The sequence below is a fragment of the Kitasatospora sp. NPDC097691 genome, from assembly GCF_040302665.1.
GTDB lineage: Bacteria > Actinomycetota > Actinomycetes > Streptomycetales > Streptomycetaceae > Kitasatospora.
Genome location: NZ_JBEORY010000018.1, coordinates 24,503 through 47,185 on the forward strand (window position 1 = coordinate 24,503; position 22,683 = coordinate 47,185).

Genomic DNA, 22,683 nt, shown 5'->3' on the forward strand with positions numbered 1-22,683 from the left:
GGACAGCCCGGGACGGTCCAGGACAGTCCAGGGAGCCCGGGACAGCCCGGAACAGCCCGAGCGCGGGCCGGGACGAGCCCGGATCGAGGGCCCCCGGCCCCGGTGGTGTCGGTGCGGTCCGGCATCATCGGGGCATGACCCCCGCACACGCCACCGACTACACCTGGTTCGAGCAGCGCTACCCCGTCCTGGGCGAGGCGCACTGCTTCACCCGCGTCCAGGGGATCCCCGTCGACGACCTGCTGCGCCGCTTCGACGCCCTGCCCGGCCGTGAGGTCACCGGCCTGGACGCGGTGATCGAGGCTTGGGAGACGTTCGAGGACGGAGCGGACGAGGCGGCCGAGGCCCTGCTCGGCGAGGACGACGACCGGCTGCTCGTCGCCGTCACCGAGCTGGGCGGCTGGTCCCTTGCGGTCGAGCCGTACGGGTACCTCGGCAGCCTCCACGAGCTCGTCCCCCGGCTCGCCGACGACACCCGGCTGGTCTCCCACTTCCGGAACGTCAACGCCGCGGACAGCTTCCACTGGTGGGAGCACGGCAGCTGCCGCCTCCACTTCGAACCGCTCTTCGCCGACCAGCGGCACGGCTCGGACGCCGATGCCCCCGGCGTCCCCGAACTGCTGACGGCCTGCGGCTTCGACCTCGGCGGGGAGCGGCACGAGCTGCACACCGAGGCCGCGTTCGCCCTGGCCGAGCGGCTGACCGACGTCCGGCTCGACCCGGAACGGCTGGAGGCCGCCACCTTCCGGCTCGGTTACGCCCCGCGCCCGTGACGGCGGCGGGCGGCCCCGGCCGGAGGCGGCGGCCTCCGCGATCCGCCGGAGCTCCGGCCGGCGGATCCGCCGACCGGAGCTCCGTGTGCTCAGACCCCTGACGGGATGTGTTTGGCGCGACTGCGCATCTGGAACGCCGTCACGATCTCGACCAGGCCCAGGATCACCAGCCAGCAGCCGGCCAGCACGGCCAGTGCTTTGATCGACCCGACCGGCCAGACCATCAGCAGCACGCCGGCCAGCGTGTTGGCCACGCCCGCGAAGGCCTGCCAGCCGCGGGCCGGCATCATCGGGTCGGAGATCGCGGCCGCCAGCTGGGTGATGCCGCGGAAGAGCCAGCCGATCCCGATCCAGAGCGCGAGCAGCAGCAGCGACTGCGCCGCACTGCGGAAGCAGAGCAGCCCCAGCATCACGCAGATCGCGCCGCTGATGAAGGCCAGCACGCGCAGCGCGGTGGTGGCGTGGGTGCCGAACGCGGCGACCAGCTGCACGACGCCGATGACCAGCAGGTAGAGGCCGAACAGCACCCCCACCACCCGCAGGGTCTCCTCGGGCCAGGCGAAGACCACGATCCCGAGGGCGAGCGAGATGAGCCCGGCGACGAGCAGGACCTGCCAGGCGGCCTTGGCGAGCATGCCGAGCGGGCCCTGGACCGGGGAACCGTCGGGGGTGATGATCGGAGAGACCACGGTGCCGTAACTCCTCGGGCGGGGGTAGAAGACGAACCCCAGCCTCTGCGCGGCGCCGCCGGACCGCGCGCCGGATACGGCCGTTCGGGGGATCCGCCGCGGTCACCGGAATGACATCCTCCGGACACCCGTCGTCGATATCATCCGGCGGTATGACTTCTGAAGGGTGGGGGACCCCTCCGGTCGAGCCGATCAGCCAGCACTACATCGTCTGCGGGGGCAACGCGCTGGCACACCGACTGATCCTGGAACTCGTCGAACACTACGAGGTCCCGGTCGTCGTCCTGGTCGCCGACCGGTCCCGCGACCACGCGCCGCAGATCGAGCAACTGGACGGCGTCGCCGCGGTCGTGGAGTACGCCGGCATCACCGACGAGGCCCTGCGCGCGGTGTCCATCGGCACCGCCCGCGGACTCGCCCTGGTCGAGGGCAGCGACCAGGAGAACATCCACGCCGCGCTCAGCGCCCAGAACCACAACCCGGACATCCGCATCGTGTTCCGGATGTTCAACCAGCGACTCGGCGAGAACATCGAACGGCTGCTCAGGAACGGCGCCGCACTCTCCGGCTCGGCCACCGCCGCCCCGGCCTTCGCCGCAGCCGCGCTCGGGCGGCCCAACTCGGTGGAGATCGACGGACGTTACCTGCACATCGCCTTCGACGACGCCATCACCTCCGACCGGATCTGCGTGGTCGCCGACCAGATCGACCGGCAGGACCTCGGCAGGATCCGGCTGCTGCCCGCGCAGCAGGGCGACTCGGCCGAATTCGTGCGGCTCGCCACCGAGTTCGGAGACGACGGGCCGATCCGCCCCGGCGGCGTACGGCGCGAACCGGCGCCCGCGGCCGACCCCGGGCCGGAGGAGGAGCCGGGCGGCACCGCCGCACTGCAGGTGCTGCCGATCGAGCCCCGGGAACCGATCGACTGGCGGCGCCGGGTGCGCTGGCGGCTGCTCGACACCATGCGCTTCTTCACCAGCGCCCGGATGCGGCTGGTGCTGCTCACCGCCCTGGCCGCGGTGCTGATGTCCTTCGGCGTGCTCTGGTACCTCAGCCGGGACTTCGGCTGGACGGTCTACATCTCGCTGCTCGACCTGGCCGGTGCCGCGCAGCCCGACCAGCTCTCCGACATCGCCGCCGGGACGGGTACCGGGGGGTTCTGGCAGCGGGTCGCACAGGTGGTGATCACCATCTGCGGGATCACCTTCGCACCGGTCGCCACCGCCATCGCGGTCGAGGTGCTCGGCTCCGGACGGCGCGGCCAGCCGCGCAACCCCGGGGCGGGCACCCGGGACCACGTGATCGTCGTCGGGCTCGGCAACGTGGGCACCCGCGTCGCGGCCCAACTGCACGACCTGGGCGTGCCGGTGGTCTGCATGGAACGGGATCCGCAGGCGCGCGGGGTCGCCGCCGTCCGGGCGCTCGGGATCCCGGTCGTGATGGGCGACGGCCCGTTCGAGGAACAGCTGCGCCGGGCGCGACTGAAGCACAGCCGGGCGCTGGTGGCGGTCAGCGGCGACGACGCCACCAACCTGGAGGCGGCGTTGGAGGCGCGGCACGGCAATCCCGAAGTGCGGGTGGTGGTGCGGCTGTTCGATGACAACTTCGCCGGGCACTTCTACAAGACGCTGGACAACGCGGCCTCGCGGTCGGTCTCCTACCTGGCCGCGCCGGCCTTCGCGGCGGCGCTGATGGGGCGCGAGGTGCGCGGGACGCTCTCGGTGTTCCGGCACGCGCTGCTCATCGCCGAGCTGACGGTGGAGGACGGCAGCGGGCTGATCGGCCTGAACCGGCACGACCTGGAGGACCCGGGTGGCGTCCGGGTGATCGCCGTCCGCTTCGCCCACGGCTCGCAGCTGCAGTGGGGCCTCCCCGACCGCACCCGGCAGCTCGCGCCCGGCGACCGCATCGTGGTCGCGGCCACCCGCAGCGGGCTCGCCCGGCTGAACACGGTGGCGGTGGAGGAGTGACCGCGCGGAACGGGTGACGGGTGTGACAGGTGACAGCTGACAGGTGACGGCCGACAGACTTCAGCTGACAGATTTCATCATCTGAAATCTGTCAGCTGTCGTCCGTCGGCCGTCGATGGCCGTCCGTCCGCCGTCGATCAGCGGTGGGCCGTCGGTCAGCGGTTGGTGAAGGACGGCGGGCGCTTCTCGGCGAAGGCCGCCATGCCCTCCTTCTGGTCCGCCGTGGCGAAGACCGCGTGGAAGAGCCGGCGCTCGAAGCGGACGCCCTCGGCGAGGGTGGTCTCGAACGCCCGGTTGACGCTCTCCTTCATCATGACCGCCGCCGGGGCGGACATCGCCGCGACGGTCTCGGCGGTGGCCAGGGCCTCGGCCAGCAGCTGGTCGGCGGGGACGATCCGGGAGACCAGGCCGGCCCGCTCGGCCTCCTCGGCGCCCATCATCCGGCCGGTCAGGCACAGCTCCATCGCCTTCGCCTTGCCGACCGCCCGGGTCAGCCGCTGCGAGCCGCCGATGCCCGGGATCACGCCGAGCTTGATCTCCGGCTGGCCGAACTTCGCGGTGTCCGCGGCCAGCAGGATGTCGCACAGCATCGCCAGCTCGCAGCCGCCGCCCAGCGCGAACCCGGCCACCGCCGCGACGATCGGCTTGCGCACTGCACCGAGCCGGTCCCACGGGCCCAGCCAGTCGTCCAGGTAGACGTCCGGGAACCGGTTGCCCTGCATCTCCTTGATGTCGGCGCCGGCCGCGAAGGCCTTCTCCGAACCGGTGATCACCAGACAGCCGATCTCCGGGTCCCGGTCGAAGGCGGTGGCGGCCGCGACCACCTCGTTCATCAGCTGGGTGTTCAGCGCGTTGAGCGCCTTGGGCCGGTTGAGCGTGATCAGCCCCACCCGGCCCTTGCGCTCGACCAGGATCGTCTCGTAGGTCTCGGTCTCGGTCATCGCCGTCGACTCCCATGTCCGCTGCTCGGCGCCGCGCGGGCGCGCCCTGACCACCCAACGATCTACGACGTGCCCCGTTCCGCGCCAGTCTTGACATGCGAGACGCCGGTCACGGGGCCGGGGGCGCCGCCAGGAGAGTCAGGCCAGGCCCAGCTCGTCGCCGTCGCGCGGGGCGAGGAAGCGGGCGACGTCCACCTCCGTCACCCCGGCGAGGGTGGCGGGCTCCCAGCGCGGGTTGCGGTCCTTGTCGACCACCTGGGCGCGGATACCCTCGACCAGGTCGTGGCCGTCCAGCGCGGCGCAGGAGACGCGGTACTCCTGGTCGAGCACGGCCTCCAGGGAGGGGAGCGTGCGGGCCCGGCGCAGCGCGGCCAGGGTGGCCTTGACGGCCGTGGGGGAGTTCGCCAGCACCAGTCCGGCGGCCTCCTTCGCCTCCGCGACACCGGAGTTCAGCAGGCGCTCGACGATCTCCTCGACGGTGTCGGCCGCGTAGCAGGCGTCGATCCAGGCGCGCTGCCCGGCCAGGGCGGCGGGCGGTGCGGGCTCGGTGTGCGCGGTGACGACTGCCGTGACGGCGGCGGTGGCGGCGTCGGCGGTGTCGCCGTTCGAGGCGTCCGCGCCGTCCGCGGCGGTGCTGCGGGCGAGGGCGTCGAGCAGCTCCGGGATCCGGGCCGACGGCACGTAGTGGTCCGCGAACCCGCACAGCAGCGCGTCGCCGGGGCCCATCGCGGCCGAGGTGAGCCCGAGGTGGGTGCCCACCTCGCCCGGCGCGTGGGCGAGCAGGCGGCTGCCGCCGACGTCCGGGACGAGCCCGATCCGGGTCTCGGGCATCGCGACGGTGGAGCGCTCGGTGACGATCCGGATCGCGCCGTGGGCGGACAGGCCGACGCCGCCGCCCATCGTGATGCCGTCCATCACGGCGACGTACGGCTTCGGGTACCGGGCGATCAGCGCGTTCAGCCGGTACTCGTCGCGGAAGAACGCCCGGGTGCCGGCCCCGCCCGCCTTGGCGTCGTCGTGCATCGCGCGGATGTCGGCGCCCGCACAGAGGCCGCGCTCGCCCGCGCCGGTCAGCACCACGGCGCGCACCCGGTCGTCCGTGGCCCAGTCGTCCAGCAGCGCGCGCAGGGCGCCGATCATGCCGTGGGTCAGCGAGTTGAGCGCCCGCGGACGGTTCAGCACGATCCGCCCGACCCCGCCGTCCAGGAATGCCTGGACCTCTGCCACCTCTGCGCTCATCGGGCCCGCTCCCGTCCCCTCGGTGATGGACTTTCGCCGCCCACCGTACCGGGGCGGGCGGGCCGTTGTGATCACCGGGCCGGAGATCGGGCCCGCCCGCGGCCCCGGGCTCGGCGACTCCGCCGGTTCGATGGCTCCGGCGGCTACGGCCAGGCGCGCAGGGCGAGTTCGGCGGCGCGGGCCCGGCCGACGGCGGCGGCGCCGTCCCGGGGCTTCGGTTGCCGCGCCGGGCTCTGAGCAGGCGGGAGAACGGATGACGGATGACAGCTGACAGATGATGAAATCTGTCAGCTGTCATCCGTCGTCTGTCAGTCGTCGCCTGTCGGCTGTCATCCGTTGTTCGTCACGTCCCGGGGAGGGGCGCCGTCGTTACCCCCGCACCCGCCCGGTCACCTCGCCGAAGCCGACCACGGCCCCGTCCGGCCCGGGCGCGGTGGCGGTGATGGCGACCTCGTCGCCGTCCTCCAGGAACGTCCGGGTCGTGCCGTCCGGGAGCTTCAGCGGCTCCTCGCCGTTCCAGGTCAACTCGATCAGCGCGCCCCGGGTCTCCGGCTCCGGCCCGCTGACCGTCCCCGAGGCGAACAGGTCGCCGGTGCGCAGCGAGGCGCCGTTGACGGTCATGTGGGTCAGCTGCTGCTGCGCCGTCCAGTACATCCCGGCGAACGGCGGGCGGGAGACCGGGTGCCCGTTCAGCCGGACCTCCATCGCCAGGTCCAGGCCCCACGGCTCGCCGTCCCGGTCGTCCAGGTACGCCAGCGGCTCGACGTCGCGCTCCGGCGGCGCGACCCGGGCGTGCTGCAGGGCGTCCAGCGGGACGATCCACGGCGAGATCGAGGTGGCGAAGGACTTGCCGAGGAACGGGCCGAGCGGCACGTACTCCCAGGCCTGGATGTCGCGCGCCGACCAGTCGTTGAGCAGGCAGACGCCGAACACGTGCTCGCGGAAGTCGGCCAGCGGGACCGGCTTGCCCAGCTCGGACGGCGTGCCGACGACGAAGCCGACCTCGGCTTCGATGTCCAGCCGACGCGTCGGCCCGAAGCTCGGCGCCGGGTCGGCGGGCGCCTTGCGCTGCCCGTGCGGCCGCACCACCGGTGTGCCGGAGACCACGACCGTGCCCGCCCGTCCGTGGTAACCGATCGGCAGGTGCTTCCAGTTGGGCGTGAGCGGCTCCGAGCCCGGGCGGAAGATCCGGCCCAGGTTGGTGGCGTGGTGCTCGGAGGCGTAGAAGTCGACGTAGTCGGCGACCTCGAACGGCAGGTGCAGTTCGACCTCGGCCACCGGCAGCAGCGCCGGCGACAGGGCCTCGCGGAAGGACTCGTCCGTGAGCCACGTGGTGAGGTCCGCCCGCACCCGGGTCCAGACCGGACGTCCGGCCGCCATCAGCGGGTTGAGCGAGTCCGCGTCCAGCAGCGCGGACGGTGCACCGGCCGCGCGGGCGGCCGCCCCGGCGTCCAGGACGAAGTCCCCGACGCGCACGCCGATCCGGCGCCGCCCGGGCTGGTCGGCGGCGGTGAAGACGCCGTACGGCAGGTTGTGCACGCCGAACGGCGAGTCCTGGGCGCTGGCGAGCCAGGTGCGGGGGGTGGTCAACGGTCCTCCTGGTGCGGTGGAGTGGGCGACGACAGCAGGCCGAGTACGGCCAGGTCACCCAGGGGTTCGGCGATGCTGCAGGTGCCGAACGCGGTGAACGAGTTGCGAATCACGGTAACCTGACGATCCGTCAGTGCACGTACCGCCTTGGCCAGCGCCTCACCGTCGCGTTCCGCCAGCACCTCCGCGGCCGCCGCCGGGTCGGTCTCCTGTGCGGCCAGCAGCACGTTCAGGAAGCCGTGGTGCTCGAAGCCGGTCTCCGGGTCGGTGTGCCGGACGGCGTTGTGCAGTCCGGCGGTGCACTTGTAGGGGAGTCCGCGCTGCGCGCAGCCGGCGAGGAAGGCGGCCAGTTCCGCCTCGTCCGGGAACGCTTCGGCGACCAGCCCGCCGGTGCGGAACTTCGCCCGGTACGGGCTGTCGACCAGGACGTCCAGGACGGCGTCCAGGTCGTCCCCGTGCAGGAGTTCGCGCGGCAGCTCGACGGCGGCCGGGACGTCCGGCGGCAGCAGCCGGTCCAGCTCGGCGACCGCCTCGGCAGCGTCCCGGGTGGCCAGTTCGACGCCGGCCAGCTCGAACGGCGCGGCTGCGGCGAGCGCCTGGGCGAGCTCGGCGCTGCCCCCCGGCAGCACCAGCCCGATCCTGAGCGCCGAACCGCCCACCCCCGCCGACGTGCCCGCGGCGGCGTCCACCGCCGCGGCCAACTCGCCCAGTCGGCCCGCCCCGCACAGCAGCGGGCCGACCGCCTCGGCGTACCAGGCCGCGCGGTGGACGCGGTGGGCGGGCACCGCCTCGGCGACCGGCAGGTTCCCCGGGGGGAACACCGCCGCGTCGTCGAAGAGCCCGTGGAACAGCTCGGGGACGACGCCCCCCGACGGCAGCCCGCTCATCGTCCGGGCCCCCGACCGGCCCAGGTCCAGGCGTAGTTCGCGTCCTCACTGGCCCGGCCGCCCTCGCCGAGCTCCAGCGGGCGGAAGGTGTCCACCATGACGGCGAGCTCGTCGAAGAACTCCGCGCCGATGCTGCGCTCGTACGCGCCCGGCTGCGGCCCGTGGGTGTGCCCGCCGGGGTGCAGCGAGATGGAGCCCTGGGCGATGCCCGAGCCCTTGCGCGCCGCGTAGTCGCCGCCGCAGTAGAACATGACCTCGTCGCTGTCCACGTTGGCGTGGTAGTAGGGCACCGGGATCGACAGCGGGTGGTAGTCCACCTTGCGCGGGACGAAGTTGCAGATCACGAAGTTGTTGCCCTCGAAGACCTGGTGGGCCGGCGGCGGCTGGTGGATCCGGCCGGTGATCGGCTCGAAGTCGCTGATGTTGAAGGCGTACGGGTAGAGGCAGCCGTCCCAGCCGACCACGTCGAAGGGGTGGTGCGGCACGGTGTAGCGGGTGCCCGCGATCCCGTTCGGGCCGCGGTGCTTGACCAGCACGTCGACGTCCCCGGAGGCGTCCACCAGCAGCGGGCCGACCGGCCCACGGAAGTCCCGCTCGCAGTACGGCGCGTGCTCCAACAGCTGCCCGTACTTGGACAGGTACCGCTTCACCGGGGTGATGTGGCTGTTCGCCTCGATGCAGTACGCGCGCAGCGGCTCGTCGCCGGTCGGCACCCAGCGGTGGGTGGTGGCGCGCGGGATGATCACGTAGTCGCCCTGGCCGACCTCGATCGAGCCGAACACCGTCTCGACCGTGCCCGCGCCGGACTCCACGTACACGCACTCGTCGCCGAGCCCGTTGCGGTACAGCTCGCTGGGGGCCCCGGCGGCGACGTACGAGATCCGCACGTCGCCGTTGCCGAGGACCAGCCGACGGCTGCCGACGACGTCCGCGGACTTCCACTCCTGGCCCGCGAACAGCTCGTGCAGCTTGAGGTGACGGGGGAGCAGCGGGTGGTTGGGCACCGTGGACTGGTCCGGCAGCTCCCAGGACACCGCGTTGACCACGGCCGAGGGGATGCCCCGGTGGTAGAGCAGCGAGGAGTCCGAGGAGAACCCCTCCTCGCCCATCAACTCCTCGTAGTACAGCCCGCCTTCGGGGGTGCGGTGCTGGGTGTGCCGCTTGGGCGGGATGCTGCCCAGCTGCCGGTAGTACGCCATCTCCGTGGTCCTCCTCGACCGTTCGTCAGAGCTCTCCGACGCTCACAGGTTGCCGCGTCGGTCCTGCTCGCGCTCGATCGACTCGAAGAGCGCCTTGAAGTTGCCCTTGCCGAAGCCCAGCGAACCGTGCCGCTCGATGAACTCGTAGAAGACGGTCGGGCGGTCGCCGATCGGCTTGGTGAAGATCTGCAGCAGGTAGCCGTCCTCGTCGCGGTCGACCAGGATGCCGCGCTTCTTCAGCTCCTCGATCGGAACGCGCACCTTGCCGATCCGCTCGCGCAGCTCCGGGTCGTCGTAGTAGGCGTCCGGCGTGTCGAGGAACTCGACGCCGCGCGAGCGCAGCACGTCCACGGTGGTGAGGATGTCGTTGGTGGCGAGCGCCATGTGCTGGCAGCCGGGGCCGGTGTAGAACTCCAGGTACTCGTCGATCTGGGACTTCTTCTTGGCGATGGCCGGCTCGTTGAGCGGGAACTTCACCCGGTGGTTGCCGCTGGCGACGACCTTGGACATCAGCGCGGAGTACTCGGTGGCGATGTCGTCGCCGACGAACTCGGCCATGTTCACGAAGCCCATGACGCGGTTGTAGAACGACACCCACTCGTCCATGCGGCCCAGCTCGACGTTGCCGACGGCGTGGTCGAGGGCCTGGAAGAGGCGCTTCGGCGAGCCCTCCGGGTGCTTGACCTTGCTCTGCGCGACGACGTAGCCCGGCAGGTACGGGCCGTGGTAGCGGGAGCGGTCGATCAGGGTGTGGCGGGTCTCGCCGTACGTGGCGATGGCCGCGCGGCGCACGGTGCCGTTCTCGTCCGAGACGTCGTTCGGCTCCTCCAGGACGGTGGCGCCGGTCGCACGGGCGTGCTCGATGCACTTGTCGACGTCCGGGACCTCCAGGGCGAGGTCGACGACGCCGTCGCCGTGGCGGCGGTGGTGGTCCAGCAGCGGGCTGTCCGGCTGGACGCCGCCCTTGATCACGAAGCGGCAGGAGCCGGAGCGGAGCACGTACGCCTTGCGGTCGCGGCGGCCGGTCTCCGGGCCGGAGTAGGCGACCAGCTCCATGCCGAACACGACCTGGTAGAACTGGGCCGTCTGGGTGGCGTTGCCGACCACGAAGACGACTGCGTCCTGGGCCGTCACCGGGAACGGGTCGGCGGCCTGGTCGTGCTCGACGAGGCCGACGAGGCGGCGCAGCTGGTCGGCGTCAAGACCGGCCTCGCGCTCCTCGGGGGTCAACTCAAGGGCGTGGGACTGCGTGGTCATCGCTCGTTCCTCCACTTCGGGCCTCGCCTTCGAGGCTTCCGCTGGATCGCGGCCGCACCGCGGATGGGTGGGCGGTGTGGTTGCGGAGAGCTTGCTACTGTCGGGGTGGTTGGGCAACAGGTCGGTTTTTCACTGCTCAATGTGTACAAGCTGGTCAGGATTTCCCGCCTTGCACTGCGCAAAATGTGCTGCCACTTCCCGGTGATACACGAAGTCTGCGCAATCACCGTCGACGGGTCGTTCACGGGTTCCCGGCCTCGGAGCCGCTCGCGGGGAGGTGGCGCAGGAACCAGTTCCGGGCCAGCTCAGCGACCTGATCCAGGGTCCCGGGCTCTTCGAAGAGGTGGGTCGCGCGCGGCACCACCGCCAATTCACTCTCGCAGCGCAGCCGACTCCCGGCCCGCCGGTTGAGGTCGAGCACGGTGGTGTCCAGGGAGCCGACGACGAGCAGCGTCGGGGCGCTCACCCGGCCCAGCACCTCGGCCCCGGCGAGGTCCGGGCGGCCGCCCCGGGAGACCACCGCGCGCACGGCCGGGCCCAGCTCGGCGGCGGTGTGCAGCGCGGCGGCGGCCCCGGTGCTGGCGCCGAACAGGCCGAGCGGCAGTCCGCGGGTCTCGGGCACGGTGCCGGTGTCGGGCACGATCCCGGTCCCGGTCCCGGTGTCGGGCACGATCCCGGTCCCGGTCCCGGTGTCGGGCACGGTCCCGGTCCCGGTCTCGGGAGTGGTGCCGTCCTCGGGGTTCAGCTGCCGGGCGACGGCGGTCAGCCGGGAGCCCAGCAGTCCCACGTCGAAGACGTTGTGGCGGTCCGGTTCCTCGGCCTCGGTCAGCAGGTCGAACAGCAGCGTGGCCAGCCCGGAACGGTTCAGGTACTCGGCGACGTACCGGTTGCGCGGACTGTGCCGGCCGCTGCCGCTGCCGTGCGCGAAGACCACCACGCCGCGCGCGTGCGGCGGGACGGTCAGCCGGCCCGCGAGGCGGACCCCGTCGGCGGGCAGGACCAGCTCGCGATCGGTCCCGGCGTAGGCCGCAGCCGGATCCCCCGGGTCCGACTCCCGCTGCTGCTCCCGGACCCGGGCCTCGGCGAGCAGCCGAAGCACCTCCGCGTCCTCGGTCTGCGAGAAGTCGGCGTAGAACTCGCCGATCGCGAAGAACGGGGACGGCGTGTCGACGCAGACCAGCTCGTCGGCGACCTCCTCAAGGCGGTCCGTCCAGTCCCGGGGCGCCACCGGCACGGCGAGCACCACCCGGGCCGCGCCCCGCGCCCGGACGATCCGGCAGGCCGCCCGGGCGGTGGACCCGGTGGCGATGCCGTCGTCCACCACGACCACCGTGCGGCCGCGTACGTCCGCGGGCGGGCGGTCGCCCCGGTAGCGACGGGCCCGGCGCTCCAGCTCGGCGCGCTCGCGCCGCTCCACCTCGGCCAGTTGGCCGTCGGTGACCGAGGCGAGCCGGATGACCTGCTCGTTCAACACCCGGACGCCGTCCTCGCCGATCGCCCCCATGCCCAGCTCGGGTTGGTAGGGCACGCCGAGCTTGCGGATCACGCAGATGTCCAGCGGCGCACCGAGCGCCTTGGCCACCTCGGCGGCGACCGGCACCCCGCCCCTGGGCAGCGCCACGATGACGATCCCGGGGCCGCCCACGTGACCGAGGCGCGCGGCCAGCTGCCGGCCCGCCTCGGTGCGGTCGGCGAAGTGGGTGAAGTGGGTTCCGGTGACGTGCATGACACGGCCTCCGGTTCCACCGTACGTCGTTCCGGGCGGCGTGCACGGTGCGGTGGCGGACGCGTGCGGCCCGGGTGGTACGGCGCGGACAGCGGTCGGCAGCGCGGGCCGGGCTCGTACCGGAGGGGCCCTGACCGGGACGGGAGCGACCCGGGACGGGGCGGGGGCGGCCCGGGATCCGCCCGGGATCGGGCCGGGCGGGCCTAGGGATCCGCCCGGGATCGGGCCGGGATGTGGCCGGGCGGGCCTAGGGATCTGGCCGGGATCGGGCCGGGCGGGCCTAGGGATCCGCCCGGGATCGGGCCGGGATGTGGCCGGGAGCGGGACGGGACGCAACCCCCGTGTGGGCGGGACAGCGGGCGGCGCACCGTGGATCGCAGAGGCGGACCGAAGGGCCCGCCGGTGACCGGAAGGAGCGCTCGACATGCCGGGCACCGTCATCACCGATCTCCGCCGACGCGGCGCCGTGGACCCCGGCCGGCTGCTCGCGGGACCGCTGCGCGGCGTCGGCCTGCAGCGGCTCGAACCGGGCCACAGCACCGAGGTGGCCGCCGACGGCGTCGAGCACGCGCTCTACGTCACCGCCGGCTCCGGCCTCGCCGAACCGCCCGAGAACGCGGTACGGCAGGACGCCCCGCCGGAGGACCACGACGCCGAGCCGTGCGACACCGAGCCGTGCGACGCCGGACCTCGCGACGCCGGCATCCCCCTCGTCGAGGGCACCGCCGTCGTCCTCCCGCTCGGCACCCGGACCGTCCTCACCGCCGGCACCGCCGGGATGGAGTACTTCCACGCCGTCCTGACCGTTCCCGCCGACGCCCGCACCTCCACCGGCGGAGATGAACCCGCATGATCGTCACCACCGACACCGGCGCCGCCATGGTCGTCCTCGGCCCGAACGGCGAACGCGTCCGGATCCGCCCCCTGGCCCGTCGCCCGATGCTCACCAGTGCCTGCGAGGCCTTCGACCACCTGCGGCTGAGCCCGGGCGCCCACCACGTGCTGACCGGCCGGCCCGACGCCGAGACCGTCCTGCACGTGCTGCGCGGCGCCGCCGTCGTCGGCCGACTCTCCGACGAGCCCGACCACCTGGCCTCGGAAGGCGATCTGCTGCTGGCCCGCCGTGGTCGCACGCTGCACCTCGAAGCCGGCCCGCTCGGCGCCGAACTGCTCTGCCTCACCCTCGCCGTTCCCCGGCACCGCGCCGGCACCCGGGCCGCCGTGGCCCGCCGCGCCGCCCGCCGCGACCGGCCCTGACCCTCCTGCCCGTCCCGGACCGTTCGTCCTCCGTCCGAGGAGCCTCTCGTGATCGTCGTACCCGCCGCCGTCCCCCGCACCGCGCCCGTCCTCCGGCGGCTGATCGACCCGGAGCAGCGGCCCTTCGTCCGCGCCGGACTGACCGTCGAGACCCTGCCGCCCGGCGTCCGGGTCGACCAACGTCCCCACGGATGCGCGGAGTCGGTCACCGTGGTGCTCTCCGGCCGCCTCGCCGCGGCCGGCCGGATCCTCTGCCCGGGCGAGGCGCTGCACCACCGGCCCGGCACCGGCTACCGGCTCACCGCCGTCCGGGGCGCGCCGACCGCCGTGCTCACCGTGCGCCCCACCCCGCCCCGGGGCGACATCCCGGCCCAGCGTTCGGGCCCGGAGCCCGCCCGCGCCTGGCGGCAGGTCGACGTGGGCACCGTGGACCTCGACCCCGGCGGCCTCTGCGGGCCGTACGAGGACCGGGCGGCCGACGCGTTCCTGCTGGTCCTCTCCGGGACCGGCGCCTTCCTCGGCGAGCTCGGCGAAGTGCCGCTGTTCCCCGGCGACTTGGTCTACGTCCGGGCCAAGGAGCGGTACGGCCTGCGGGCCGGGTCGCGCGGGCCGGTCACCGCCGTGCTGGGCCGGATCGGCGCACCGGGCGCCGAATCGGGACCGGAATGGGACACCAGGCCCATGCGGTCGGGGCGTGTCCGTCCGCAGAGTTGAACGTGATCGATCGACCGCGACCGGTCACTCGGAAGAATCGGGAGTACCTCCTCATGGCAACCGACACCACGACCACGGCGATCTGCGCGGCCGGCGTGCTGGCAGGCCTGATCGCGGCGGCCATGGCGCTGCGCAGCGCGTGTTCCGCCTCCACCTCGACGTCCCGTAGCCGTTCTGCCCTGTCCCCCGTCGTGACACCGGACAGCGGTGGCGGCATCGGCTGCAAGCTCGGCAACTGCGAAGGGCCGCCGACCCCTCCCGGACCGGCCGCCTGACAGATAACAGATGACAGATAACAGGGAACAGATGACAGATTTCGAAATCTGTCATCTGTCCCCTGTTGTGTGCACATCGCCCCCTTCTGCCCGCTCGCGCCCGCGCCTGCCGCCTGCCGCCTGGCACCGATCACCGGTCACCGGTCACCGATCCGACGCCGCCGAGCGCGGCAGCACCGCCAGCACCTGGGTGCCGCCGTCCGTCGGAAGCGCGCGGACGGTGCAGTGCCCGCCGATCTCCGCCGCCCGGTCCGCCATCGACCGCAGCCCCACCCCGCTGCCGTCGGGCGGGGAGTCGCCGTCCGCCCGGTACCCCACCCCGTCGTCCTGCACCGTCAGCGTCAGCGCCTCCGCGTCCACCCGCAGCGTGATCAGAGCCGTCCGTGCCCGGGCGTGCCGCAGCACGTTGTTCAGCGCCTCCGCCGTGATGCGGTACGCCGCGACCTCCACCGCCGCCGGAAGCTCCGGCAGCGGGTCCGGCGACAGCACCGCCGTCACGGTCAGCCCGGCCCCGCCGAAGGTGTCCGCCAGCTGCCGCACCGCCCGGGTCAGCCCGAACTCGCCCAACGGCGCCGGCCCGAGCCGGTCGGTGATCCGGCGGACCTCCTTGATCGTCAGGCCCAGGCCGTCGGAGACCCCGCGCAGCGTGTCCGCGAGCCCGTCGGCCGCCGAGGTGGCCGCGTTGTCCACCCGTAGCCGCAACCCGGCCAGTGCCGGCCCGAGCCCGTCGTGGATGTCCCGCCGCAGCCACCGCCGCTCCTCCTCCCGCGCGGCGACGATCTGCTCCCGACTGGCCTGCAGGTCCTCCTGGAGCCGCAGCGAGGCGACGGCGGGCGACGCCTGGTCGGCGAGCGAGCGCAGGATGTCGATGTCGCTGGCCTCCAGCCGTTCCTCGCCGGCGCGCAGTCCGACGGTCAACTCGCCGATCGGCAGCCCGTTGTGGACCAGTGCGAAGTCCTGGCTGCGCCCGTCCAGCCGTCCGGCGGTGGCCAGGGTGCGCCGCCCGGCCCGGGTGGTGACGGCGAGCGTGACCCCGGGCAGCCGCAGCTCCTCGGCGACGGTCGCGCACAGCGTCTCCGGCAGCCGCGCCGGGTCGACCACCTGACGCACCCGCCCCGCGAGCGTCCGCAGTACCTGGTACGGCTGCGCGCGCTCGCCGTAGTACAGCCGGTCCACCAGGGCGACGACCCGCCGCGCCGCCCGCGGCAGGGCTGCGCCGAGCGCGTACACCAGGGCGATCAGCAGCAGTGCCGCCCCGCCGCGCCCCGGCAGCAGCCAGGTGGAGAGCACGGCGGCGGCGACCACGAACAGCCCGGTGACCCCGGTGCCCAGCAGCAGCCCGATCAGGACGCTGCGGGCCGCCCGGTCGAGCCGCCAGCCGTGGTCCCGGATGACCAGGAAGGCCACCGCGACCGCCCAGACCAGTCCCGCGGCGGCGAACAGCGAGTAGCTGAGCCAGTAGTGCTCCTCGAAGTTCCGCGAGTACAGGTCCTGCATGCCGGCCCAGAGCAGGTAGGCGCCGAGCATCGCCGCCACCCGCAGCCGGTGCCGACGAAGCTCGCCCTCGTCGCCCGCCCGCCGGCGGGGACGCAGCAGCCGGGTCAGCAGGACGACGGTCACGATCCCGATCAGGCATTCGCCGACCAGCAGGTCGTGGCCGCCCAGGGCGTCGGTCGCGACGCCGAAGAAGTGCGCGGGCGGGTTGCCGGCCAGCGGGTTGGGCCGCCCGAACAGCTTCGGGCGGTCGAGCCGTTGGGACATCTCCGGGACCACGAACAGCGCGACGGCGCCGATGTACCACCACCAGCGCCGGGTCGTCAGCCGGCCGTCGGGCAGCCACAGCGGGAGCACGTAGAAGATCGTGACGTTCACCGAGCTGCAGAGCGCGGCGAAGGCGGCGACGGCGCCGACGATGCCCGGGTCGGTGATCTCGACCGAGACGGGTGCGGCCGCGGCGTCCGGCAGGATCTCGGTCAGTGCGTAGACGAGCAGCACCCACCCGAGCGGGTTGCCGGGGCGGTGGGCGTGCAGCAGCATGCCCGCCCCCGCGGTCGGGAGGGCGTAGATCAGGTTGCCGAGTTCGTCGCGCGGTTGCTGTACGCCCGGATCGCCGAGGTGGACGAGCACGTAGCAGATCCACAGCGTCGAGGCGACGACGCAGAGCGCCGTGGCGAACGCGGCGGCGGTCAGCTGCCGTTGGGCCGGTGTACGGCGCCGGACGGAGGTCACCGTGGTCATGGCACCACCTCGCAGACGGGCTGGGGCCGGGTGGGGCGGACTCCGGTGGTGCGAACCCCCCGGCGGTACGGACTCCCGGTCGGCGAGCCGGCCGGCGGCGTGAACCGAGCCAGGTTCCAGTCTCGACGGCCCGGTGTCCCGGGCGCGTGAGGCAGCGGTCTCGGATCCTGCCCCGACCGCCGGTCCCGGTGCCGGGTCGACCCTCGCCCGGCCCCGGATCGACCGCCGGTTCCGGCGCCGGATCGGCTTCCGCCTCGCCCGCCACGCGGACGACTTCCGAGCATGTCACGGAAAGTAGCCGATTTGCTGCTGGTAGTGTCGGCCGTGTGGATGAAGAACAGCCGTTGGCACCCTCGGGCCCGGGTGGCGCACCGCCCGTCCGTGTACTGATCGTCGACGATCACCCCCTCTTCCGGGAGGGGCTCAAGGCCGCACTGGAGAGCGCCGAGGGCGTCCTCGTGGTGGCCGAGGCCGAGCGGGTCGCCGATGTGCCGGAGGCGGTCGCCCGGCACCGCCCGAGCGTGGTGATCATGGACCTGTCGCTGCCCGACGGCTCCGGGCTGGAGGCCGTCCGCCGGCTCGCCGGCCAGGAGGCGCCGCCGCCGGTGCTGATGCTGACCATGTCGGACGACGACGGCAACCTGCTCGCCGCGCTCCAGGCGGGCGCGCGCGGCTACCTGGTCAAGGGCGCCGGGCGGGAGGAGGTGCTGCACGCGGTGCGGACGGTCGCCGCGGGCGGCGCCGTGTTCGGCGGCGAGGTGGCCGGACGGATCACCGCCCTGCTGGCCGGGGCCCGGATGCGCGAGGCGGGGCAGCTCTTCCCGGACCTCACCGCCCGCGAGGCGGAGGTGCTGGACCTGGTGGCGCGCGGGCTCGACAACCGGCGGATCGCCCGGGAGCTGGTGGTCGCGGAGAAGACCGTGCGCAACCACATCACGCACATCTTCGAGAAGCTGCACGTCGCCACCCGCGCCGAGGCGGTCGCCCGGGCCCGCGACATGGGGCTCGGCGACGGCTGACCCCGGCGGTGGCGGGCGGACCCGCGGACGTGGAACCGGGGGTGCCGGTCCGCCGACCGGCACCCCCGGGGGTCCCTTCGATGACTGCTGCCGCAGTCGCTCTACCGCAGGGCTCGCCCTGCCGCAGCCGTCGCTACGGCTGCATCTCGTACGTGCCCGAGAGCGCCTCGACCCGCTCCCACACCCGCGCGGCCCGCGCCGCGTCGGACACCGGGCGGCGCACGTTCGCCAGCGCCCAGGCGGCCTGCTCCTCGGTGGTGGAGGCCTTGCCGTGCAGCTCGGTGGCGTGCGCGGAGAAGTCGCGGACCAGGGCGTCGAAGACCTGGTCCAGGACGTCCGCGTCCAGGCCGGTCGCCTCGGCCTGCTCCAGCACCAGCTGGCCGTAGACGATCAGCGCGAACAGCTGGCCGATCTCCAGCAGGAAGTCCAGGTCCGCCTGCTGCTCCTTGCTCGGCGCGTGGCTGAGCAGCAACTCGCAGAAGCCGTCGGCCTGTTCGCGGAAGCGGGCGACGTTGGGCAGCTGCGCGTGGCGGTCGTAGGCGGCGCGCCAGTCGTGGAAGCGGATCGCGCCGAGGCCGCGGGCCGGGCCCTGGCGGAACAGGAAGGCGTCGTCGGCGGCGTCCAGGCGGGTCGGCACCGGGGCGTAATCGGCCGGGGCGAACAGGTAGTTGCCCATGAACTTGAGGATCAGCGCCAGGTTGACGTGGACGGTGCCCTCCAGCTTCGGCAGGCCGCGGATGTCCTTCGCCGCCTTGTCGAAGTAGGTGTCCGCCTCGAAGCCCTTGGCCGCGATGACGTCCCACATCAGGTCGATGACCTTCTCGCCCTCGGTGGTGACCTTCATCTTGGTCATCGGGTTGAACAGCAGGTACCGGCGGTCCTCGGGGGAGGCGGTGCGGAAGTAGTCCACGGCCCGCGCGCTGAACAGCTTCATCGCCACCAGGCGGACGTACGCATCGGTCAACTCCCGCTTGACGTGCGGGAAGTCGGTGACCTTCCGGCCGTACAGCACCCGGTTGTGGGCGTGCGTGACGGCCTCGTACATCGCGTGCTCGCAGATGCCGACGGAGGCGGTGCAGAGGTTGAACTTGCCGACGTTGACGGTGTTCAGGGCGGCGTCGAAGGCGGCCTGGCCGGTGTGCAGCACGTCCTCGGCGCGCACCGGGTAGTCCTCCAGGCGGAACTCGCTGACGTACATCTGGGCGTTCACCACGTTCTTGACCAGGTGGTACGCCTCGTGGCGGCTGTCGGCGGCGAAGAAGACGTAGCCCTCGGGCCCCTCGACGTCCGAGCGGCGGCCGAACACCGAGACCAGGCCGGCCACGTTGCCGTTGCCGATGTAGTACTTGGAGCCGGTCGCGGTGAAGCCGCCCTTGCCGTCCGGGGTGAGGATCATGTCGGTGGAGTAGATGTCGGCGCCGTGGGTGCGCTCGGAGAGGCCGAACGCCATGACGTGGCCCTCCGCCAGGAGCTTGGCGGCGCGGGCCCGGACGGCCTCGTTCTCGCTCTGCCAGACCGGGCCGAGGCCCAGGATGGTGACCTGCCAGGTGTACCAGTAGCCGAGGCCGTAGAAGCCGAGGATCTCGTTCAGCTCGGCGATCCGCGCGGTGTCCCAGCGCTTGTCCGGGTCGGCCGCGGACGGGGTCAGGAACTCCGCGAACAGGCCTTCCTTCGCCGCGAATTCGAGGAAGTCGGCGTACCAGCTGCGGTCGATGTAGGTGTCGATCAGCGCCTTCTTGCCGCGGGACTCGAACCAGTCCACGGTCGCGCGCAGCAGCCGACGGGTCGGCTCGTCGAACTGTGCGGGGTCGTAGGTGCGCGGGTTGAAGAGCATCGAGGGCTCCCTGGGGTCGAGGGTGTGGGAAGCGGGTGGAAGGTTCGTGCCGACGGGTCAGGACGGCCGGTCGGCGGCGAGGCGGCGCAGGGTGGCGAGCACGTCGTCGAGCCAGGCGAGGGTCATCCGCTCGTACTCGATGCCGCCGCGCAGCACCACGTGCTGCAGCTCCTGGCGGGCGTCGAGCGCGTCGAGGTCGGGGAAGTCCCGTTGCTCGCCGTGCAGGTAGCGGGCGAGCAGGGCGGCGTGCCCCTCGCGGTGACGTTCGACCTCGGAGATCAGCGCCGCCGGGTCGTCGAAGGCGGCGGCCCGGATCTTGACCGCGAGTTCGTGCCGGACGGTCTCCGGTTCGACCGGCTCCCGCAGCCAGTCGGCCAGCGCGCTCCGTCCGGCCTCGGCCGCCGAGTAGACCTTCTTGTCCGGGCGTCCGTCCTGCGCGACCTCCTGCGCGGCCACCCAGCCGTCCGCCTCCATGCGCCGCAGCACCCGGTAGATCTGCTGGTGGGTGGCGGTCCAGAAGCGTCCGATGGAGCGGTCGAAGCGCCGGGCCAGCTCGTAGCCGGAGCCGGGCTGCTCCAGCAGTGAGACGAGGATCGCGTGCTCCAGTGCCATGACCCGAATCCTGCTATGCAACGAGTTGCATAGGCAATGGCGCCCTGCGGGGTTGAGACGCAGGTCACCGGCGTGATCGGATGGTTATCGATCATTCCGGACTATCGGGTGCAAAACAGTAGAGAAGGGACAGAATGGGTACGGGGCATGCGCCTTCCGGGTGACGGAGGACAATGCACCCCGCAGATTCCGGACCACAGGAGGTGGTATCGGTGGCAACCCATATCCCGACGGGCATGGAGCACCATCCGGACATCGTCGAACTACGAGAACACTACGAGCGGGTCACCTCGACGCCCCGGGCCCAGGGCGTCGAAGCCCTGGCCGTACTGGCCGGCCTCTTCCTGGCGGCATCGCCGTGGATCGTCGGCTTCACCGCGTTCAGCACCCTGACCGTGACCTGCCTGATCGTCGGACTGGCCTACACGGTGCTGATGGCCGGCTACGGCACGGCCTACGAACGCACCCACGCGAGGGCCTGGGCGGCCACGGCGCTCGGCGCCTGGACGATCATCTCTCCCTGGGTCATCTCCGGATCGGTCGCCCGGGGCAAGAACATCGTCACCTGCATCATCGTCGGCGCAGTGATGTTCCTGCTCGGACTCGCGGCGATCTCGATGGCCACGATCACGGCGAACGGAGCAGCGATGCGGCTCGGCCGGGCCGGTCGGGCCGGCGGAACCAGGGGCTGATCTTCCCCGCAGCCCTTCGTCCGGGGCGCGGCGGGAGCACCTCCCACCGCGCCCCGGCGCACGTCCCGCGCACCTCGTGGCCGTCTCCGGGCGCCCGGGTACCCCGGGGCGCTCCCGGCTACGGGCGCGTCATCCGCAGCACGTCCAGCGCCGCGTCCAACTGCTCCTCGGTGAGCTTGCCCTGCTCGACGTAGCCGCGCTCCAGCACCACCTGACGGATCGTCTTGCGCTCGGCCAGCGACTGCTTGGCGACCTTCGCGGCCTCCTCGTACCCGATGTACCGGTTCAGCGGGGTCACCACCGACGGCGAGGACTCCGCGTACTCCCGGGCCCGCTCGACGTTGGCGGTGATGCCGTCCACCGTCCGGTCCGCCAGCAGCCGGGCGCTGTTGGCCAGCAGCCGGACCGACTCCAGCACGTTGCGGGCGATCACCGGAAGCATCACGTTCAGCTCGAAGTTGCCGCTCGCACCGGCCAGCGTCACCGTCGCGTCGTTGCCGACCACCTGGGCGGCCACCATCAGCACCACCTCGGGCAGTACCGGGTTCACCTTGCCCGGCATGATCGACGAACCGGGCTGCAGGTCCGGCAGGTTGATCTCGCCGAGCCCGGTGCGCGGGCCGGACCCCATCCACCGCAGGTCGTTCGCGATCTTCGTGAACCCGACCGCCACCGTGCGCAGTTGACCGCTCAGCTCGACCAGGGCGTCCCGCGCGCCCTGCGCCTCGAAGTGGTCCCGGGCCTCGGTCAGCGGCAGGTTGGTGACGCGGGCCACCTCCTCGATGACCGCGGCCGGGAAGCCGGGCGGCGTGTTGATGCCGGTGCCCACCGCCGTACCACCGAGCGGGAGTTCGGCCACCCGGGGGAGCGTGGCCAGCAGCCGCTCCCGCCCGTGCCGCACCTGCGCCGCGTAGCCGCCGAACTCCTGGCCGAGCGTGACGGGCGTGGCGTCCATCAGGTGCGTGCGGCCCGACTTGACCACCTCCGCGAACTCGGCGGACTTGCGCTCCAGCGCCTCCGCGAGGTGCTCCAGAGCCGGGATCAGGTCGTGCGTCACGGCGGCGGTGGCGGCGATGTGGATCGAGGAGGGGAAGACGTCGTTGGACGACTGGCTCGCGTTGACGTGGTCGTTCGGGTGGACGGGCCGGCCCAGCCGCTCCCCGGCCAGGGTGGCGATCACCTCGTTGGTGTTCATGTTGGACGACGTGCCGGAGCCGGTCTGGAACACGTCCACCGGGAACTCGTCGTCCCAGCGCCCCTCCGCGACCTCCTCGGCCGCCGCCACGATCGCCTCCGCGGTCTCCTCGTCCAGCACCCCGAGGCGGGCGTTCACCCGGGCCGCGGCCGCCTTGATCCGGGCCAGCGCGGCGATGTGCGCGCGCTCCAGCCGCTGGCCGGACACCGGGAAGTTCTCCACCGCCCGCTGCGTCTGCGCCTGCCACTTCGCGGCGGCCGGCACCCGCACCTCGCCCATCGAGTCGTGCTCGACCCGGTACTCCTGCGGCTTCGTCTGCTCGTCACCCATCGCGCGCTGCACCTCCTGTACGGGCCGGCCGGCCCGGAACGGATCTCCGATCACGACAGCCGCGCGCGGGGCCCGGGTATTTCCGCCGGGAGCGGTCGGGTTCTCGACCGCTCCCGGTGGGGGCGCCGCGGGTGGTTCCCACCGCCGCGACAGCGGCGCGGACCGGTACGCCCGGGGCCGGGATTCGGCGCAACACACGGAGGCGCTCGCCCCGGCCGCCCCGCGCCGAGGCCCCGGGGGCCGATC

The 22,683-nt window shown here is 72.9% G+C and carries 20 protein-coding genes; 8 read left to right on the plus strand and 12 right to left on the minus strand.

Features of this window, described 5'->3' with window-relative positions:
* The first annotated feature begins 134 nt into the window (after positions 1-134).
* Positions 135-773, plus strand: a complete 639-nt coding sequence (locus tag ABTY56_RS15375; protein WP_350629251.1) for a DUF6461 domain-containing protein — start codon at positions 135-137, stop codon at positions 771-773.
* A gap of 89 nt (positions 774-862) precedes the next feature.
* Here the strand turns inward: ABTY56_RS15375 and ABTY56_RS15380 are convergent, their stop codons facing one another.
* Positions 863-1,462: an HdeD family acid-resistance protein gene (locus ABTY56_RS15380; RefSeq protein ID WP_350629252.1), complete on the minus strand. Its 600-nt coding sequence runs from the start codon at positions 1,460-1,462 to the stop codon at positions 863-865.
* 152 nt (positions 1,463-1,614) lie between these two features.
* Here ABTY56_RS15380 and ABTY56_RS15385 point away from each other — a divergent pair, with 152 nt between their 5' ends.
* A complete protein-coding gene (locus tag ABTY56_RS15385) occupies positions 1,615-3,432 on the plus strand; it encodes an NAD-binding protein (protein ID WP_350629253.1) in 1,818 nt (605 codons plus the stop codon).
* A gap of 155 nt (positions 3,433-3,587) precedes the next feature.
* Here ABTY56_RS15385 and ABTY56_RS15390 read toward each other — a convergent pair whose 3' ends face one another.
* The 7 genes from ABTY56_RS15390 to ABTY56_RS15420 form a co-directional block, all read right to left on the minus strand.
* Positions 3,588-4,373: an enoyl-CoA hydratase gene (locus ABTY56_RS15390; RefSeq protein WP_350629254.1), complete on the minus strand. Its 786-nt coding sequence runs from the start codon at positions 4,371-4,373 to the stop codon at positions 3,588-3,590.
* Between the two features lie 138 nt (positions 4,374-4,511).
* Positions 4,512-5,612, minus strand: coding sequence for an enoyl-CoA hydratase/isomerase family protein (locus ABTY56_RS15395; protein WP_350629255.1), 1,101 nt, complete (start codon positions 5,610-5,612; stop codon positions 4,512-4,514).
* A gap of 369 nt (positions 5,613-5,981) precedes the next feature.
* A complete protein-coding gene (gene fahA, locus ABTY56_RS15400) occupies positions 5,982-7,202 on the minus strand; it encodes a fumarylacetoacetase (RefSeq protein WP_350629256.1) in 1,221 nt (406 codons plus the stop codon).
* Positions 7,199-8,089, minus strand: a complete 891-nt coding sequence (locus ABTY56_RS15405; RefSeq protein WP_350629257.1) for a hypothetical protein — start codon at positions 8,087-8,089, stop codon at positions 7,199-7,201. Before ABTY56_RS15405 ends, fahA begins: the two co-directional genes overlap by 4 nt.
* The gene (locus tag ABTY56_RS15410) at positions 8,086-9,288 is read right to left on the minus strand and encodes a homogentisate 1,2-dioxygenase (RefSeq protein WP_350629258.1); all 1,203 of its coding nucleotides are present in this window, start codon (positions 9,286-9,288) and stop codon (positions 8,086-8,088) included. The genes ABTY56_RS15405 and ABTY56_RS15410 overlap by 4 nt, the downstream gene beginning before the upstream one ends.
* Positions 9,289-9,330: 42 nt before the next feature.
* Entirely contained in the window at positions 9,331-10,545 is a 1,215-nt protein-coding gene (gene hppD, locus ABTY56_RS15415) for a 4-hydroxyphenylpyruvate dioxygenase (RefSeq protein ID WP_350629259.1), read from the minus strand.
* A gap of 241 nt (positions 10,546-10,786) precedes the next feature.
* The gene (locus ABTY56_RS15420) at positions 10,787-12,271 is read right to left on the minus strand and encodes a phosphoribosyltransferase family protein (RefSeq protein ID WP_350629260.1); all 1,485 of its coding nucleotides are present in this window, start codon (positions 12,269-12,271) and stop codon (positions 10,787-10,789) included.
* Between the two features lie 424 nt (positions 12,272-12,695).
* Here ABTY56_RS15420 and ABTY56_RS15425 point away from each other — a divergent pair, with 424 nt between their 5' ends.
* From ABTY56_RS15425 to ABTY56_RS15440, 4 genes are read left to right on the plus strand one after another with little or no spacing between them, the layout of a single operon-like run.
* Positions 12,696-13,124, plus strand: a complete 429-nt coding sequence (locus ABTY56_RS15425; RefSeq protein ID WP_350629261.1) for a hypothetical protein — start codon at positions 12,696-12,698, stop codon at positions 13,122-13,124.
* Entirely contained in the window at positions 13,121-13,528 is a 408-nt protein-coding gene (locus tag ABTY56_RS15430; protein ID WP_350629262.1) for a pirin family protein, read from the plus strand. Before ABTY56_RS15425 ends, ABTY56_RS15430 begins: the two co-directional genes overlap by 4 nt.
* A 48-nt stretch (positions 13,529-13,576) precedes the next feature.
* Positions 13,577-14,242: a hypothetical protein gene (locus ABTY56_RS15435; protein ID WP_350629263.1), complete on the plus strand. Its 666-nt coding sequence runs from the start codon at positions 13,577-13,579 to the stop codon at positions 14,240-14,242.
* Positions 14,243-14,295: 53 nt separating this feature from the next.
* Positions 14,296-14,517, plus strand: coding sequence for a hypothetical protein (locus ABTY56_RS15440; RefSeq protein WP_350629264.1), 222 nt, complete (start codon positions 14,296-14,298; stop codon positions 14,515-14,517).
* A 144-nt stretch (positions 14,518-14,661) separates the two neighbouring features.
* Here ABTY56_RS15440 and ABTY56_RS15445 read toward each other — a convergent pair whose 3' ends face one another.
* Entirely contained in the window at positions 14,662-16,755 is a 2,094-nt protein-coding gene (locus tag ABTY56_RS15445; protein ID WP_350629265.1) for a sensor histidine kinase, read from the minus strand.
* Positions 16,756-17,081: 326 nt separating this feature from the next.
* On the opposite strand from ABTY56_RS15445, the gene ABTY56_RS15450 reads away from it, so the two are divergent.
* A complete protein-coding gene (locus ABTY56_RS15450; protein WP_350629266.1) occupies positions 17,082-17,774 on the plus strand; it encodes a response regulator in 693 nt (230 codons plus the stop codon).
* Between the two features lie 133 nt (positions 17,775-17,907).
* Here ABTY56_RS15450 and ABTY56_RS15455 read toward each other — a convergent pair whose 3' ends face one another.
* Positions 17,908-19,608, minus strand: coding sequence for an acyl-CoA dehydrogenase family protein (locus ABTY56_RS15455; protein ID WP_350629267.1), 1,701 nt, complete (start codon positions 19,606-19,608; stop codon positions 17,908-17,910).
* A 57-nt stretch (positions 19,609-19,665) separates the two neighbouring features.
* Positions 19,666-20,220 (minus strand): PadR family transcriptional regulator, encoded by a 555-nt coding sequence (locus ABTY56_RS15460; RefSeq protein ID WP_350629268.1) that lies wholly within the window; start codon positions 20,218-20,220, stop codon positions 19,666-19,668.
* Positions 20,221-20,456: 236 nt separating this feature from the next.
* Between ABTY56_RS15460 and ABTY56_RS15465 the strand changes: the two genes are divergently transcribed.
* The gene (locus ABTY56_RS15465) at positions 20,457-20,912 is read left to right on the plus strand and encodes an SPW repeat protein (RefSeq protein ID WP_350519052.1); all 456 of its coding nucleotides are present in this window, start codon (positions 20,457-20,459) and stop codon (positions 20,910-20,912) included.
* A gap of 118 nt (positions 20,913-21,030) precedes the next feature.
* On the opposite strand, the gene ABTY56_RS15470 is transcribed toward ABTY56_RS15465, so the two are convergent.
* Positions 21,031-22,437 (minus strand): class II fumarate hydratase, encoded by a 1,407-nt coding sequence (locus ABTY56_RS15470; RefSeq protein WP_350629269.1) that lies wholly within the window; start codon positions 22,435-22,437, stop codon positions 21,031-21,033.
* Positions 22,438-22,683 lie beyond the last annotated feature (246 nt).

Excerpts from the sequence above, each read along its gene's own strand:
- ABTY56_RS15375 (WP_350629251.1), top strand. The coding sequence starts at position 135 with ATGACCCCCGCACACGCCACCGACTACACCTGGTTCGAGCAGCGCTAC.
- ABTY56_RS15385 (WP_350629253.1), top strand. The coding sequence starts at position 1,615 with ATGACTTCTGAAGGGTGGGGGACCCCTCCGGTCGAGCCGATCAGCCAG.
- ABTY56_RS15390 (WP_350629254.1), bottom strand. The coding sequence starts at position 4,373 with ATGACCGAGACCGAGACCTACGAGACGATCCTGGTCGAGCGCAAGGGC.
- ABTY56_RS15395 (WP_350629255.1), bottom strand. The coding sequence starts at position 5,612 with ATGAGCGCAGAGGTGGCAGAGGTCCAGGCATTCCTGGACGGCGGGGTC.
- ABTY56_RS15405 (WP_350629257.1), bottom strand. The coding sequence starts at position 8,089 with ATGAGCGGGCTGCCGTCGGGGGGCGTCGTCCCCGAGCTGTTCCACGGG.
- ABTY56_RS15410 (WP_350629258.1), bottom strand. The coding sequence starts at position 9,288 with ATGGCGTACTACCGGCAGCTGGGCAGCATCCCGCCCAAGCGGCACACC.
- hppD (WP_350629259.1), bottom strand. The coding sequence starts at position 10,545 with ATGACCACGCAGTCCCACGCCCTTGAGTTGACCCCCGAGGAGCGCGAG.
- ABTY56_RS15420 (WP_350629260.1), bottom strand. The coding sequence starts at position 12,271 with ATGCACGTCACCGGAACCCACTTCACCCACTTCGCCGACCGCACCGAG.
- ABTY56_RS15425 (WP_350629261.1), top strand. The coding sequence starts at position 12,696 with ATGCCGGGCACCGTCATCACCGATCTCCGCCGACGCGGCGCCGTGGAC.
- ABTY56_RS15430 (WP_350629262.1), top strand. The coding sequence starts at position 13,121 with ATGATCGTCACCACCGACACCGGCGCCGCCATGGTCGTCCTCGGCCCG.
- ABTY56_RS15440 (WP_350629264.1), top strand. The coding sequence starts at position 14,296 with ATGGCAACCGACACCACGACCACGGCGATCTGCGCGGCCGGCGTGCTG.
- ABTY56_RS15445 (WP_350629265.1), bottom strand. The coding sequence starts at position 16,755 with ATGACCACGGTGACCTCCGTCCGGCGCCGTACACCGGCCCAACGGCAG.
- ABTY56_RS15455 (WP_350629267.1), bottom strand. The coding sequence starts at position 19,608 with ATGCTCTTCAACCCGCGCACCTACGACCCCGCACAGTTCGACGAGCCG.
- ABTY56_RS15460 (WP_350629268.1), bottom strand. The coding sequence starts at position 20,220 with ATGGCACTGGAGCACGCGATCCTCGTCTCACTGCTGGAGCAGCCCGGC.
- ABTY56_RS15465 (WP_350519052.1), top strand. The coding sequence starts at position 20,457 with ATGGAGCACCATCCGGACATCGTCGAACTACGAGAACACTACGAGCGG.
- ABTY56_RS15470 (WP_350629269.1), bottom strand. The coding sequence starts at position 22,437 with ATGGGTGACGAGCAGACGAAGCCGCAGGAGTACCGGGTCGAGCACGAC.